Source organism: Desulfovibrio sp. (assembly GCF_035644575.1).
In the GTDB taxonomy this organism is placed as follows: Bacteria; Desulfobacterota; Desulfovibrionia; order Desulfovibrionales; family Desulfovibrionaceae; genus Desulfovibrio.
In genome coordinates this window covers 1-13,655 of the sequence record NZ_DASQOG010000192.1, presented here as the reverse complement: position 1 = coordinate 13,655, position 13,655 = coordinate 1, and the positions used below count along the sequence as shown (strand labels likewise).

Genomic DNA, 13,655 nt, shown 5'->3' with positions numbered 1-13,655 from the left:
CACATGCGCATGATGCCTATAAGCACAAGGACGGTAGCCAATGACTAAGAGCAACATACACAAGGCCCTGGGAGTGGCGGCCCTGCTTGGCATAGCTTTGCTTGCGGGCTGTCAGGATGTTTCCACTGACCTTAAGCCCCCCAAGTACAAAACTTCCATTCCTGAAAGCGAAACCCGTATTTCTGCTTTTCAGAAAGAATTCCCGCAGCAGTACGCCTCGTACATGAAAAACAACGAATCCTCGGTCATGACCGAATACAAGGGTTCCATCCCCTACCACAAGAACGACAACGTCAATCCCCTGCCCAAGGGCTTCAAGCATGCCCAGCCTTATCTCAAGAATCTGTGGCTGGGCTATCCCTTCATGTACGAATACAATGAAGCGCGTGGGCACACCTACGCCATTGAAGATTTTCTCAACATTGACCGCATCAACCGCTTTGCCGCCGACGGCAAGGGCGGCCTGCCCGCCACCTGCTGGAACTGCAAAACCCCCAAGATGATGGAATGGGTCAAGCAGTACGGCGATGCTTTCTGGTCAAAAGACGTCAACGAATTCCGCAGCAAAGACAAGATCAACGAGATGGACGAAACCATTGGTTGCGCCAACTGCCACGATCCTGTGACCATGGAACTGCGCCCCTACTCCGAGCCGCTCAAAGACTGGTTGAAGCGCAGCGGCCAAGACTGGGCCAAGCTTTCGCGCAACCAGAAGCGCAGCCTCGTGTGCGCTCAGTGCCACGTGGAATACTACTTCACCCACAAGGACAACGGCCCCGCCGCCAAGCCTGTGTTCCCCTGGGATAATGGCTTTAACCCGGAAGACATGTATCAGTACTACAAGGGGCACGGTCCCAAGGGCGCCGATGGCAAGCCTGGGCCTTTTGTGGACTGGACGCACGCGGCCTCCAAGGTCGGCATGATCAAGATGCAGCATCCTGACTATGAAATGTTCCAGGACGGCCCCCACGGTGCAGCGGGCGTTGCCTGCGCCGACTGCCACATGCCCTACATGCGTGAAGGCGGCAAAAAGGTTTCCAGCCACTGGATGACCTCGCCCCTCAAGGATCCGGAACTGCGCGCCTGCCGCCAGTGCCACGCTGACAAGACCGCCGACTACCTGCGCGGCCGCGTGGAATACACCCAGAAAAAGGCCTTTGACCAACTGCTGAAAGCGCAGGAAATTTCGGTCAAGGCACATGAAGCCGTTCGTCTTGCCAATGCCTACGAAGGCAAGCGCGCCGCCGATTACGACGCCCTGATGACCGAAGCGCGCGAAATGGTGCGCAAGGGCCAGTTGTTCTGGGATTACGTTTCTGCGGAAAACAGCGTTGGCTTCCACAACCCTGCCAAGACGCTTGATACGCTCATGACCTCTATGGAATGCAGCCAGAAGGCTGTGGACCTTGCCACCAAGGCCACGGATTTTGGCATTGCCGAAGCGCTTTCCAAGGATATCAAGGAAACCGTGCCGCCTATTCTGGAAATGAGCCGCAAGCTCCAGCAGGACCCCGAATTCCTCAAGAAGAACCCCTGGACCAAGCTGCTGCCGACCTTGCCCAAGGCTGATCAGGTTTGGGACAATCAGACAAAGGTTACCTCTGAGGCAAAACCTGCCCAGTAACCCGCATTGAATGTCGAGGCCCGCATAAGCGGGCCTCGACTCCCCTTAAGCAAGGCTCCATCCCGGAGCCTTGCTTTTTTATTGCGCTCTGTCAGTGCGTGCGGCTCTTTAAAATCATTACGGTATGTTCAAGTTTATTCTTGAAAATCAAAAAATCAGAAGAGTCCGCTAAAAAAGGCACACAAATTGCTTAATCCTATGCAGCACATAGCGTGTTATATTTTTGACTATTGCAAATTTATTTGCAAATACAGTAGGTTGCAGCATGGAAGCAGCAATACACTCACACACTTGGCGACGATGGCGCAATTTTGCGCTGCTCTTGGCATGCGCCGTACTTCTGACAGGTTGCGGAGCTTTCAGGTCAGCGCCTGATGCCGGCCCTGCCCCGGAATCTGCGCGCAAAGTGGTTAAAACGGCCTACACGCAGATGGGTACAAAATACAGGCCTGGCGGAGCGTCACCTCAAAAGGGCTTTGACTGCTCCGGTTTGATCTGGTGGGCATACAAGCAAAACGGCGTAAAAGTACCGCGCATAACATCCGATCAGGCGCACACAGGGCAACAGATTCCGCTCACTGCGGCTCGACAGGGCGACATTTTGGTGTTCCGCACAGGCTCCGGCCCCAGAGGCCTGCACACGGGTATCTATGCAGGCGGCAATTCCTTTATCCATAGCCCCAGGCGCGGGGAAAATGTGAGGGTTGAGAGCCTTGATGTACCGTACTGGCGCAACAAACTAATCGCGGTAAGGCGGGTGGTGTACTGATCAGCAGCAGCGCCACCGTGTAACCACGCAATTGTTTATTTTATTGGCGGTAACGGCATAGTCTGTACCGCCTTTTCTGTTTGCTGACTTGCTATTAAATTTTGTTTGGAGTATTTCAAAAAGAATTACTTCGGAATCACTTTGTTGCTGATTTCCGTTTCTGACCACTCCTTTTATCCGATTCAAATTACCGGGTGACGCGCCTCGCAGCGTGTTTCAGGCGTCCTTTGCCCGGCGCGGGAGGAGACATGGCTCGCAAGGCTGTAGTTGCTGAAAGCCTGTTGAGTATTGCGGATATTTCGCGCCATTTTTCCTTGCCAGAATCCACCACCCGCTATTACTGCAAACGGTTTGCCCATTTTATTCCCAGTGTTGGCGATGGCCGCAGGCGCCGCTATCGGCGCGAAACACTGGATGTCATTGCGGCTGTGCTTGAGCAGATGCAAAAATCCCGCACGGCTGCAGCTGTTGAAGATGCACTGAACGCGCGCTTTCCGCGAAATGCCGTTGCTGTTGCGGATGCTGATTCTTCCACAGCTATTGCTGAAGTTCCCTCAAGCAATGACTATTTCCCATCTGCTGCGCTCCAGATCTTGGAGCGCCAGACAAGCGCCATTGAGGGGATTGCCCATCTGCTGCAACTTGTTGTGCAGCGGCTCCCAGCCCCAAGCGGCAACACTGCGCCAGAGGTTGGGCAGTTGCGCCAGGAAGTTGCAAACTTGCGCGTTCTGCTTGATTCGTCCGAAAAAACGCAACAAGCCGACCTTGACCAGTTGCGCTCATGGATGACCAAGGTTATCCGCAATCGCGGTGGATCAGGACAATCAGAATAATTTTTGCCAATGAACATGAGAAAGGCCGCGCAATTGCGCGGCCTTTCGTGCTTGCGGAATACTCCGCCAGAATACCACTTTGAGGCGTATCACTCACTACCGAGCTTGCTGATTTTCTCCAGCCAGACCAGTTCAACCCCATTTGCGGTTAGTGCTTTTTTATACGGAACAAAGCCGAACTTTTCGTATAACCGCAAATTGCGTTCGCTCTTTGCGCTGGTGAAGAGTTCATACCGGGCGGCCTTTGTTGCGGACAAAATTGCCGTCATCAGTGCAGAACCGTATCCCCTGCCCTGCCATTGCGGCAGCACGGCAAGGCGGCCAATGTGGGCGGTGTTTTCTGCAAGGTGCGCCCTGACCGTTCCTGCCAGCGTTTGCCCATCCAAGGCCTTGAGTATGACGCCAGTGCGCCATTCCTCCACCAGATTCTCAAGCGTTTGCGTGAGCGGCGGGATATCCCAATTTTCTACCAACCTCGCTTCGCTTTCAAACGCAGCCTTTTGCAGGGCCAAAATCTGTGGCAAATCGGATTCACAGGCTGGCAGGATTATCATGTGCTATTTGCTGTTTTTCAGCGCCATATCAACGGCACTCTTAAAGAGGTCAAGCGGCAGGGCTCCGCGAACCACCAGGTTGTTCACGAGGAAGTACGGAGTTCCCTCAATGCCGAGCTTCTGGGCATCCATCTGATCTTCAGCGATGATGTCCGTAACCTTTTTGCTGTGCACATCCTTGGCAAGGCGCTTCATGTCCACATTGAGGCCTTCAGCAGTCTTTTTCAGGAAGGCTTCACCCTCGGCAATGAGTTTATCTCTGTCGGCAAAGAGTGCTTTGTAGAACTGCCAGGCCTTTTCTTCGCTCTGCTGCGATATAGCTACAAAATATGCCGAAGCAATGTTGGCCGGGCCTTTGTCGTCCAGAGGCATATTTTTGAAAACAAGGCTCACGTCCTTGCCGTATTCCTGCAAAATGGCATCCACCGTTTTGGATGCTTGCTGGCAGAAGTGGCAGGTAAAATCAGAAAAGGCCACAATGCGCACCTTGGCCTTAGGCGCGCCCATAACCGGACGCCCGTCGGTTTTAACCGTTTTGGTCACCTTCATGTCTTGCGCCCACTGGGCCTCAAGGCTGTGCTGGCGGCGCAAGTTTGACCCCTGCTGAGCTATATCAAGCACAGACTCGCTTTGCCTGCGCAACACATCCATGACCAGTTCTGGCCGCTCACGGAACAGTTTTTCAAGAAGCTTGGGCAGGTTTTCTTCCGTAACTTCCACTGCATTTGCAACGGCGCTCATGCCGGGCACAATCCCGGCAGCCATGGTTGAAGCCAAGATAAAGGACGCCACCATTTTCTTATTGAACATAACTTTCCTCATTTTCTGCGCGCTCGCTTAGCCCTGCTCCGCCTCAAGGCGAATCTGGGTTGCGGCATCCTCAATTTTAAAGAGCAGTTCATCAATGTCAACAGGCTTCATCAGGTAGCCAAACGCACCCTCGCTCATGGCCTGAACTGCAAGCTGCATGTCAGCATGACCAGAAAGCAAGATCACCTGAGTTTTTGGCCACCGGGAATGGATAATCTGCAAGGCGGACATGCCATCCATGACCGGCATTTTTACATCCATTATTATAATGCCAAAGGGGAACTGCTCCATGGCATCCACGGCCTCTTGCCCGTTGGCAGCGGATTGGCACTCATACCCTCGGCGCCCAAGACGCTTGGAGAGTATCCGCGTTACATCTGATTCGTCATCAACCAACAGCACTTTTGCTAGTTCCATACTTTCTCCAGCCAAGAGATTGTGCCATTTTTTTACGCGCTTTAGCCTTACGGAGCAAGTTTTGTTGCTCAATCTGCTTTAAGCCTTGACGCTCTCAATACTCTCTTTTACAACCAACCCATTGCAGCTTTCAGCGCCGCCTCCATGTTTCATGTGAAACACGAAGTTTTTTCCTTCAAGTGAACCATGAAAAGAAGCGGCAAAGCCAGAAATTTCATGCTCGTTGACGTATCTGCTCCTGACAGGCTCGCCTGACGGTTGAAGCAGCAGTTCCTCTAAAATCAGTCAAAATGACTGGGAGGCCTCAATGGCGCGCATCATTTCCATCGCAAATCAAAAAGGCGGGGTGGGCAAAACCACCACTGCCATCAACCTTTCCGCTGCTCTTGCAGTTATGGAAAAAAAAGTTCTGCTCGTTGATTGCGATCCGCAGGCTAACAGCACCAGCGGAATAGGCCTGCACCAGGAAGACCTGCACGGCGACCTGTACAACACCTTTTATGAACCAGAAAAGCTGAAAGAAAATATAGCCAAAAGCCGCTCTCCATTTCTGGATATTTTGCCCGCGAGCACCAACCTGGTGGCAGTTGAACTGGAACTTGTGGACAAAATGGCGCGCGAATTTTTTTTGGACGAATGCCTCAAAAGCGTGCGCAACGACTATGAGTATATTATCCTCGACTGTCCTCCTTCTCTGGGTCTTTTGACTCTCAACGCCCTCTGTGCGTCACGCGAACTGCTCATTCCGCTGCAATGCGAATTTTTTGCGCTTGAAGGCATCGTCAAGCTATTGCAAACCTACGAGCAGGTAAAAAAACGGCTCAATCCTGATCTCTCTCTCCTGGGCGTTGTGCTGACCATGTATGACACGCGTAATCGCCTGACGAGAGAAGTTAAAAATGAAGTGCGCCGCTGCTTTCCCGAGCATCTGTTTGAAACAGTCATTCCCCGCAATGTGCGCCTTTCTGAAGCGCCCAGCCACGGTAAGTCCATCATCCATTACGATATAAAATCCAAAGGAGCGGATGCCTATCTTGGATTGGCCAAAGAAATCGTACTACGCAGACCAAGCAAAAAAAATACGGTTCTGCAATAGCGCAGGCTTATTCTTTAGGGGTGCTATGCTCTACCGCAACATGCTTGTGAAAATGCTTCTGCCGGATGGTGGTTCCGCATGCGCGGCAATGAAAAACGAGCAAGCCACCAATATTCGCATTGGTCAGAATAAACGGACGTTGGGGGTCATTGCGCCAATCCTCGGTGGTGGCGGCACAGTGGGGGCAGGTAACTGAAGGACTGTAGGGATATTTGAAATCCCAAAATTTCATAAGCTCTTCAAAACTTTCCAGCGGGCCGGCTGCCTGTTCAAGCTCTTGCGGCTTTGCGTCAGCTGCCAAAATATTGCGAACCTTGGGCTCGATTTTTTCCCAAAGGGGCCAGGGAATGATCACAGAAGAAATATTGCCCTTGATATCGGTGATGTACTGAAGCTGCGGGTTATCCAGCATAATAAATCCTTGAAGTAAAAAGCGGGGCCAAGCCAAAGACGGGCTTTGGAACAAAAAGATACGCCTCGCACAAGGGCAAAACCGCCCATTGCGCAACTAAACCAGCCGTGCAGGTTTCTGCCAGGAAACAATAGCGCATAAGGTGCCGCGCCCCAAGGGCAAATGTCAAGGAGACTGCAACGAAGTTCAGGTGTTTTACGCAACGAGCTTGCGACCAAAAAATCGACCCTGCATCGTGCAGCAAAAGTTCGGCATATACAAATTTTGAATGAAGGCAATCACGCAAGCGGTTTGCTTAAACGTCAATCCGCAATGGCAACGGGCCTGCACCACTGCGCCCGGACACTGGTAGTATTGCCGCAACCACAGCTTATGCTGGAGGAAGAGAAATGAGCAGCAGCAAGGGATTGGGCAGAGGGCTTGACGCACTGTTTGGTGGAACCGCGCCAAAGCAGGAACCGCAAGGGCAGGAAAGCGCAGTGAACCTGATGCCGATTACTGCCTTGCACCCCAACCCCAATCAGCCGCGCAGGCACTTTGACGATGCCGCATTGCGGGAACTGGCCGATTCCATCAAATCGCAAGGGATTATCCAGCCGCTGCTGGTGCGCCCGCTGGGCGGAGAAAATACCTATCAGATTGTTGCAGGTGAGCGCCGTTGGCGTGCAGCGCAACTGGCTGGGCTCAAAGAAGTACCCGTTTATGTACGCCAGTTGAGCGACAAAGAGGTTATGGCCGCTGCTCTTATTGAAAACTTGCAGCGCGAAGACCTCAACCCCATTGAAGAAGCCGAAGCCCTCCAGGCCTTGCGGGATGCCCTTGAGCTAACGCAGGAAGAACTGGCAAGCCGACTTGGCAAAAGCCGCCCCGCCATCGCCAACGCATTGCGTTTGCTGCAACTGAGCGCAACTGCGCGGGCAGACATCCAGGCCGGCCTGCTCAGCGCGGGGCACGCGCGCTGCCTGCTGGGCATTGATGCGCCCAATGCTTCCGAAGCGTTGCGGCAGCGCATTCTGAGCCACAAACTGACCGTACGCGAAGCAGAAGACGCAGCCGCCTTCTGGCGTGGGCACAACGCCCTGCCCTGGGAACAGGAGGACAGAAGTCCGCAACCTCGCGCCAAAGCTCCCAGAAAGAAAAGCCCGCAATTCAAGACCCTGCAAATGAATCTTTGCTCCAGCATTGGCTGCAAAACGCAGGTAAGCGGCGATGAAAACAGCGGCCGCATTGCGTTTGCATACGGCAGCCGCGAAGAACTTGAACAGCTTTTGCAGAAACTGGGAGTGGCCCTGCCGGAAGCAGAAGAAGAATCCACAGAAAATCCAGCCGAATAAGCAGCGGGAAAATACGCGGACAGAACAGAATACCCTGCCCTGCCAATCAGAAGATAAGCGCAATGCGGAATTATCCGGTTGCGTTTATCTTTTTTTGGAAAGATCAAACCTTGCGCAACAGCGCACCAAACATGCCCTCAAGCCAGGGGTGGTCATGCGGCGTCTGCCACTGCCTGAGCACCTGCAAGCCGTCTGATTCACGCACAAGGCGTTCAATCTGCTTTTCATTCTCATTGGGTCGAAGGGTGCAGGTAATATAGGCTATCTGGCTGCCCGAACGCATTCTTGCTGCAAGGCTGCGTAAAATGGATTGCTGCAAACTCTCATGCTCAATGGCTTCTTGCGGGGGCCTGCGGCGGATATCAGGCCTGCGGGCAAGAACGCCAAGCCCGGAACAGGGGGCATCCACAAGCAGATGACCTTCCCAATGTTCAAGCGGTGGTTTGACTGCATCGGCAAGGGCAACAGACGGGCAGGCAAAACCCAGCCGTGCGCACTGACCCGGCAAACCCGCAAGGCGCTGCCTGCTGCGGTCTGTAGCCAAAGGTACAGCAACCCCGCGTTCAAGCAGGGCGACAGTCTTGCTGCCAAAACCAGCGCAAACATCCCAAACGGGTTTGTCCCAAACAAAGAGGCCAAGCTCCTCAAGAACAAGCTGCGAACCTGCGGATTGATACGAAAGCGCGCCTTCACTCTGCAAGGCATGCAGCGTCTTACCACAAACAGCAGACGGCTGCGCACCCGGCGCAAAAGCAATTCCCCACTGCCCCACCGCTTCGCCACCACTGGCAAGCAGAGCCTCACGCAATGCCACGGCAACAGAATGTTGCGCGTTGACGCGCACGGCGCTCCAGGGTCGCTCAAACGACCTGCGGGCAAGCTGCAAGGCGGCATCACGCCCATAGTGCTTGTACCAGTGCCCCATGATCCACAGCGGCAAAGAATAGAAAAGCCCCATGTGCTCAGCGCATCCGGCCGCCCCACCCTCGGACAGATAAAAATCTTCATGCATGGGGGCGTCTGCAAGGCGCTGTACTGAACGCAAAGCACCATTGGCTACACGGGCCAGTCCTTGACCATACAAGGCCTGTGCAGTCTCTACAGCGCTGAAAACAGCTGCATGATCAGGTACCTTGTCCTGAAAAAGCAGACCGTATACAGCCAGGCCCAGCACATGCAGCAAAGGGCGCGGCAATGATTGCGGGCGCGGCAACACTCTGGACAAAATAAACGCAATGCGAAGTTCCGTTCGCAGGAATCCGTAGACAAGCTCAGAGCAGAGATTGCGCTCAACTGGGGCAAGGTCTGAAGCTACTGGGCTGGAAGCTGTAGCGGACGCACTGGATAAAGCAGCTGCAAGTGCCTGCTGGGCTGTCATGCCAGAATCTGCCAACAACAATGCCCACAGCGCACAATGCCGCGCCGTGGGGGAAAGTTTGCGAATCTTGCCAGGTAAGGACGCAACAGCAGAGCCGGACTGAGCAAAACGGATTTTGGTCATGTTATGCCCTGCCCTGATGCAAAGGTTGTGAAAGGCCAAGAAAAATACGCACGGCGTCTTCCAGTGCCTTCATGGGCACAAGCGTATCAACGCACGGCCCATGCGGCCTCTGGTTGAGAACCCCAAAGACAGGCAAAGGATAACTGTCCTGAATGCCGGACGTAAGATCACGCTCGCAGGCAACAGCAATAATACAGCGCGGGCGGGTTTGCACCACAATGCGACGGGCAATGGTACCGCCAGTGGCAATGGCAAGCCGCACACCATATTTGTCCCTCAAGGCAAGCAACTCACCAACCGGGCATTTGCCGCAGCGCTGGCAATTGTCAGGATTGTGTACAAGCCTCTGCGGGCACAAGGCCTGCTGAACGCAATGCGGTAAAAGCAGCAAAAGCTCATGCGGCTGTGCCGTGCAGCCACTGCCGAGCACCAGCTCGTTGTTCACTTTAATAAAGCTTCGCCGCACTCTTCCTCTGTCAATACCAACTGCCTTGGCAAGCAATTCCATAAGCGGAAAGAACAGACGTATGGTGACATGCCGCACGCTATCCACACCAGGCAACGATTTACCTGTATAAATATGGAATATAAGGATAATACAAAGCCACAACAGGGCCACAATAACAACAAAACCAAATCCCATGCTGAGCGATGGCAGCCAGTGTTGCGTTGAAAAAAAACCAATCCACGGCAAAATAAGAAAAAATGCGACACCAAGGCACAGCAGAAGGCACGAGGCGAGCATGAGCCCGATAAAAACGCGTTTTCGCGCACCACCGTACTGCTCTGGCGGCAAAGAAAAGGGCGATTTACGAAACATGTGGCCTCGGTTTGAAAAGTCAAAAGCAAAAAACTGCCTTGAGCCTAAAAATCGCACAAAACTGCCCTTATGAAAAGCGCAAGCTCGCAACGCGATGAGTAGGTCAAAAAAAGAAAAAACGAGGCTCAAAAGAGCCTCATTAAAAATACCCATTGCGGAAAAAAACATTACTCCCCTGGTTCAGGAGCTCTGGCCAGACCGCAAACACCCTTTGGCAACCCGCGCAACACTCCGTTGAGCAGATCACGTGCGGACATCTCTTTTTTACCCTGAGGCTTGACTGCGGTAAGGGCATACCAGCAATCAGCGCAGGCAATGCTCAAACCGTCAGCATCAACACGCACTGTGCCGGGGGCATGATCTTGTGCAGACTGCCCCACCTTGCCTGGAGCAAGAATGAGCGAAAGCGCTTCGCGCTGTTTGCCATCACAATCCACTGTTACCAGCACAGTGCGCGCACCTGGCCACGGGGTGACACCCCGCACCCGGGCATGAACCTGAGCGGCAGGAAGCGACCAGTCAATAAAGCCATCTTCCTTGGAAATTTTAGGGGCATGGGTTGCGAGAGCATCGTCCTGCTCCACTGCCTGCGCCTTGCCGTCAAGAATATCGTCAAAAACGCGCACGAGCAGTTCTGCGCCAATACCGGCAAGGGCATCGTGCAGGGAACCTGCAGTATGCTCGCCAATGGGCAGGCCATCTGTTGCAAAAACAGGCCCGGCATCAAGCTTGCGCACAATACGCATGATGGAAATACCAGCCCGCGCTCCTGGCTGCCAGCCTTCCATCACTGCCCGCTGAATGGGCGCAGCACCACGCAGGGCCGGCAAGAGAGAAGCATGCACGTTGATCGTATCCAGAGTCGGCATGGCAAGGACTGCATCCGGCAAAATGAGGCCATAGGCCGCCACAGCCAGCAAATCAGGCTTGAAAGCCGCCAGCTCCGCCTGAGCCTCAGCACCTTTCAGGCTGTCGGGCTGCATAACTGGCAGGCCAAGCTCCAAGGCGAGCTTTTTAACAGGCGATTCCGCCAGTTTGTGGCCGCGCCCTGCTGGTCTGTCCGGCTGAGTGTAGACCGCCACAATTTCGCCACGAGGCCAGGCCGCCAGCCTTTTCAGGCTGGCGGCGGCAAACTCGGGCGTCCCCATAAAGACTATACGGCACTTTTGCGTTTGAGCCATTTTTTCACCTTGCTGTCGTACAGGGTGCGGCGCAGGCGGCTTATCTTGTCGATAAACAGTATGCCATCCAAATGATCATATTCATGTTGAATGATAATGGCCGGGAATTCGTCCAGATCTTCATCAATGATATTGCCGTCCAGATCCATTGCATGCAGATGTACGTTGCTCATGCGCTTGACGTCGGCCCTGTAGTTCATGGGGACAGAAAGGCAGCCTTCCTGTTCGCTCAGAACTTCCTCGCCAGAGAGGGTCAACACAGGGTTAATCAGCACCCTGGGCTGCTTTTCCTCGTCCTTCATGGCCGGGTCCATCACAAGCATGCGGATGTTGCGACCAACTTGCGGTGCAGCAAGACCAACACCAGGCGCAGCGTACATGGTTTCAAGCATGTCGGCTGCGAGCTGGCGAATGTCGTCCGTCACCTCGGCAACAGGTTCGCAAACCTCTTTGAGCCTGGGGTCAGGATAGGTGACAATATCAAGAATCATGCAGACGTCCGCCTCCTACGCTTTGTCGGCTGTAGCGCCGTCCTTTTTCTGCTCTGCGCCGGGCACTTCACGCAAGCGCAGGCCGAGATCCCGCAACTGACGCGAAGACACCGGGGAAGGCGCGTTGGTCATGAGGCAGGTTGCCTTCTGCGTCTTGGGGAAGGCAATGACATCGCGAATGCTTGACGAGCCAGAAAGCAGCATGACCAGACGGTCAAGGCCAAAGGCCAAACCGCCATGCGGCGGCGCACCCAGATCAAGCGCCTGAATAAGGAAGCCGAACTGTTCTTCTGCCTGCTCCGGCGTAAAGCCAAGGGCTTCAAACATCCGGCGCTGCACTTCACCAGAGTGGATACGGATGGAACCGCCACCCACTTCGCAACCGTTAAGCACCATATCATAGGCGCGGGCGCGGGCCTTGGCCGGGTCAGTAACCATCAGTTCCATATGACCGGGCGCAGGTGAGGTGAAGGGATGGTGACAGGCCACATAACGCTTGTCTTCCTCGTCGTATTCGTACAGCGGAAAGTCCGTAACCCAAAGGAAGTTAAAGCTGTTTTCAGGTATCAGCTTCAAATGGTTGGCAAGATGCACACGCAGGTTGCCAAGGGCGGCGTTGACCATTGAGGCCTCGCCAGCCTGGAAAAAGACAATGTCGCCGACCTGAAGATCAAGCGCTTCAGCAATGCCCTGGCGCTCATCGTCCGAAAGAAACTTGGCGATGGGCGACTGCCATTCGTCGGCCTTGATCTTGATCCAGGCCAGACCCTGAGCGCCATAAATCTTGACGAATTCGGTAAAGGCATCAATTTCCTTGCGGGTCATGGATTCGCCGCCGGAAACCTTCATACCCTTGACCAGCTGCGCAGTGGCAAAAAGCTTGAAGCCGGAGCCACGCACAATATCCGTAATATCCACAAGCTCAAGGCCAAAACGTGTGTCGGGCTTGTCCACGCCATAACGGGCCATGGCTTCGTCCCAGGGCATGCGGGGGAAGGGAAGCGCCAGATCCTTGCCCATCACATCCTTGAAAACGCGGGCCATAAGGCCTTCAGCAATGCCCATCACCTGTTCTTCATCGGCAAAGCTCATTTCAAGGTCTACCTGGGTGAATTCAGGCTGACGGTCAGCACGCAGGTCTTCATCGCGGAAGCAGCGCACGATCTGGAAGTAACGCTCCATACCGGCAACCATCAGCAGCTGTTTGAACAGCTGGGGAGACTGCGGCAGGGCGTAAAATTCACCGTTGTTCAAACGGCTGGGCACCAGAAAGTCGCGCGCGCCTTCAGGGGTGGACTTGGTAAGCACCGGGGTTTCCACTTCCGTAAAGCCGTTGTCATCCAGAAAACAGCGGGCGGCCTGCGAAACCTTGTGGCGCAAACGCAGATTGGCCTGCATGCGCGGACGGCGCAGATCAAGATAACGCCAGGTAAGGCGCAGGTTCTCACCAGCGTCGCTGCGGTCTTCAATGGCGAAAGGCGGCGTCTTGGAAGTATTGAGCAGCTTCCACTCATGGGCCACAATTTCAATCTGGCCGGTGACCATATTGGCGTTGACCATGCCTTCAGGGCGCGGACGCACCTTGCCCTTCACCGCAAGCACATATTCCGAACGCAGGATATGCGCGTTCTCGTGCGCGGCAGGAGCTATGTCCGGGCTGAAAACAACCTGAGTGAGGCCGTCACGGTCGCGCAGGTCGACAAAAATCAGGCCGCCGTGGTCGCGGCGGTACTGCACCCAACCCATCAGGCAAACATCTTCACCATCATTGGTAATGGTCAACTGACCGCAGGAATGGCTGCGCTGCCAGTCA

The 13,655-nt window shown here is 54.3% G+C and carries 14 protein-coding genes and 1 pseudogene; 5 read left to right on the top strand and 10 right to left on the bottom strand.

What is annotated here, in order from left to right; all coding sequences use genetic code 11:
• Positions 1-40: 40 nt before the first annotated feature.
• The 3 genes from VEZ52_RS10960 to VEZ52_RS10950 all read left to right on the top strand — a co-directional run bounded on the left by VEZ52_RS10960 (position 41) and on the right by VEZ52_RS10950 (position 3,226).
• Complete coding sequence (locus tag VEZ52_RS10960; RefSeq protein WP_324836840.1) at positions 41-1,624, top strand: ammonia-forming cytochrome c nitrite reductase subunit c552; 1,584 nt, start codon at positions 41-43, stop codon at positions 1,622-1,624.
• Positions 1,625-1,889: 265 nt separating this feature from the next.
• Positions 1,890-2,393 carry a C40 family peptidase gene (locus tag VEZ52_RS10955; RefSeq protein ID WP_324836839.1) on the top strand — a complete coding sequence of 168 codons (504 nt, stop codon included), beginning with the start codon at positions 1,890-1,892 and terminating at the stop codon, positions 2,391-2,393.
• Between the two features lie 248 nt (positions 2,394-2,641).
• Complete coding sequence (locus tag VEZ52_RS10950) at positions 2,642-3,226, top strand: MerR family transcriptional regulator (protein WP_324836838.1); 585 nt, start codon at positions 2,642-2,644, stop codon at positions 3,224-3,226.
• Between the two features lie 89 nt (positions 3,227-3,315).
• On the opposite strand, the gene VEZ52_RS10945 is transcribed toward VEZ52_RS10950, so the two are convergent.
• The 3 genes from VEZ52_RS10945 to VEZ52_RS10935 are packed head-to-tail and all read right to left on the bottom strand — an operon-like array spanning position 3,316 to position 5,007.
• On the bottom strand, positions 3,316-3,780 hold the full coding sequence (locus VEZ52_RS10945) for a GNAT family N-acetyltransferase (RefSeq protein ID WP_324836837.1): 465 nt from the start codon (positions 3,778-3,780) through the stop codon (positions 3,316-3,318).
• A 3-nt stretch (positions 3,781-3,783) separates the two neighbouring features.
• Positions 3,784-4,590, bottom strand: a complete 807-nt coding sequence (locus tag VEZ52_RS10940; RefSeq protein ID WP_324836836.1) for a DsbA family protein — start codon at positions 4,588-4,590, stop codon at positions 3,784-3,786.
• A 27-nt stretch (positions 4,591-4,617) separates the two neighbouring features.
• The gene (locus VEZ52_RS10935) at positions 4,618-5,007 is read right to left on the bottom strand and encodes a response regulator (protein ID WP_324836835.1); all 390 of its coding nucleotides are present in this window, start codon (positions 5,005-5,007) and stop codon (positions 4,618-4,620) included.
• Positions 5,008-5,314: 307 nt separating this feature from the next.
• Here VEZ52_RS10935 and VEZ52_RS10930 point away from each other — a divergent pair, with 307 nt between their 5' ends.
• Complete coding sequence (locus VEZ52_RS10930) at positions 5,315-6,103, top strand: ParA family protein (protein ID WP_324836834.1); 789 nt, start codon at positions 5,315-5,317, stop codon at positions 6,101-6,103.
• 7 nt (positions 6,104-6,110) lie between these two features.
• Here VEZ52_RS10930 and VEZ52_RS10925 read toward each other — a convergent pair whose 3' ends face one another.
• Positions 6,111-6,515, bottom strand: a complete 405-nt coding sequence (locus tag VEZ52_RS10925; RefSeq protein WP_324836833.1) for a hypothetical protein — start codon at positions 6,513-6,515, stop codon at positions 6,111-6,113.
• 389 nt (positions 6,516-6,904) lie between these two features.
• Here VEZ52_RS10925 and VEZ52_RS10920 point away from each other — a divergent pair, with 389 nt between their 5' ends.
• A complete protein-coding gene (locus tag VEZ52_RS10920; protein WP_324836832.1) occupies positions 6,905-7,849 on the top strand; it encodes a ParB/RepB/Spo0J family partition protein in 945 nt (314 codons plus the stop codon).
• 103 nt (positions 7,850-7,952) lie between these two features.
• Here VEZ52_RS10920 and VEZ52_RS10915 read toward each other — a convergent pair whose 3' ends face one another.
• From VEZ52_RS10915 to aspS, 6 genes and pseudogenes are all read right to left on the bottom strand, one after another.
• Entirely contained in the window at positions 7,953-8,861 is a 909-nt protein-coding gene (locus tag VEZ52_RS10915; RefSeq protein WP_324836841.1) for a hypothetical protein, read from the bottom strand.
• Positions 8,862-8,888: 27 nt separating this feature from the next.
• Positions 8,889-9,227 (bottom strand): annotated as a pseudogene (locus VEZ52_RS10910) (transcription antitermination factor NusB); the annotation flags it as partial.
• 124 nt (positions 9,228-9,351) lie between these two features.
• Entirely contained in the window at positions 9,352-10,170 is an 819-nt protein-coding gene (locus VEZ52_RS10905) for a DUF116 domain-containing protein (protein ID WP_324836831.1), read from the bottom strand.
• Positions 10,171-10,337: 167 nt separating this feature from the next.
• Entirely contained in the window at positions 10,338-11,351 is a 1,014-nt protein-coding gene (gene fmt / locus VEZ52_RS10900) for a methionyl-tRNA formyltransferase (RefSeq protein WP_324836830.1), read from the bottom strand.
• Positions 11,324-11,842: a peptide deformylase gene (def, locus tag VEZ52_RS10895; protein WP_240823272.1), complete on the bottom strand. Its 519-nt coding sequence runs from the start codon at positions 11,840-11,842 to the stop codon at positions 11,324-11,326. Before def ends, fmt begins: the two co-directional genes overlap by 28 nt.
• A gap of 15 nt (positions 11,843-11,857) precedes the next feature.
• On the bottom strand, positions 11,858-13,655 hold a 1,798-nt coding region (aspS, locus tag VEZ52_RS10890), incomplete at its 5' end, for an aspartate--tRNA ligase (RefSeq protein WP_324836829.1).

Bases quoted from the DNA above. Each gene is read 5' to 3' on its own strand.
- VEZ52_RS10935 (WP_324836835.1), bottom strand. From the start codon at position 5,007: ATGGAACTAGCAAAAGTGCTGTTGGTTGATGACGAATCAGATGTAACG.
- VEZ52_RS10905 (WP_324836831.1), bottom strand. From the start codon at position 10,170: ATGTTTCGTAAATCGCCCTTTTCTTTGCCGCCAGAGCAGTACGGTGGT.
- VEZ52_RS10950 (WP_324836838.1), top strand. From the start codon at position 2,642: ATGGCTCGCAAGGCTGTAGTTGCTGAAAGCCTGTTGAGTATTGCGGAT.
- VEZ52_RS10930 (WP_324836834.1), top strand. From the start codon at position 5,315: ATGGCGCGCATCATTTCCATCGCAAATCAAAAAGGCGGGGTGGGCAAA.
- VEZ52_RS10915 (WP_324836841.1), bottom strand. From the start codon at position 8,861: ATGCATGAAGATTTTTATCTGTCCGAGGGTGGGGCGGCCGGATGCGCT.
- VEZ52_RS10920 (WP_324836832.1), top strand. From the start codon at position 6,905: ATGAGCAGCAGCAAGGGATTGGGCAGAGGGCTTGACGCACTGTTTGGT.
- VEZ52_RS10960 (WP_324836840.1), top strand. From the start codon at position 41: ATGACTAAGAGCAACATACACAAGGCCCTGGGAGTGGCGGCCCTGCTT.
- def (WP_240823272.1), bottom strand. From the start codon at position 11,842: ATGATTCTTGATATTGTCACCTATCCTGACCCCAGGCTCAAAGAGGTT.
- VEZ52_RS10955 (WP_324836839.1), top strand. From the start codon at position 1,890: ATGGAAGCAGCAATACACTCACACACTTGGCGACGATGGCGCAATTTT.
- VEZ52_RS10925 (WP_324836833.1), bottom strand. From the start codon at position 6,515: ATGCTGGATAACCCGCAGCTTCAGTACATCACCGATATCAAGGGCAAT.
- VEZ52_RS10940 (WP_324836836.1), bottom strand. From the start codon at position 4,590: ATGTTCAATAAGAAAATGGTGGCGTCCTTTATCTTGGCTTCAACCATG.
- fmt (WP_324836830.1), bottom strand. From the start codon at position 11,351: ATGGCTCAAACGCAAAAGTGCCGTATAGTCTTTATGGGGACGCCCGAG.
- VEZ52_RS10945 (WP_324836837.1), bottom strand. From the start codon at position 3,780: ATGATAATCCTGCCAGCCTGTGAATCCGATTTGCCACAGATTTTGGCC.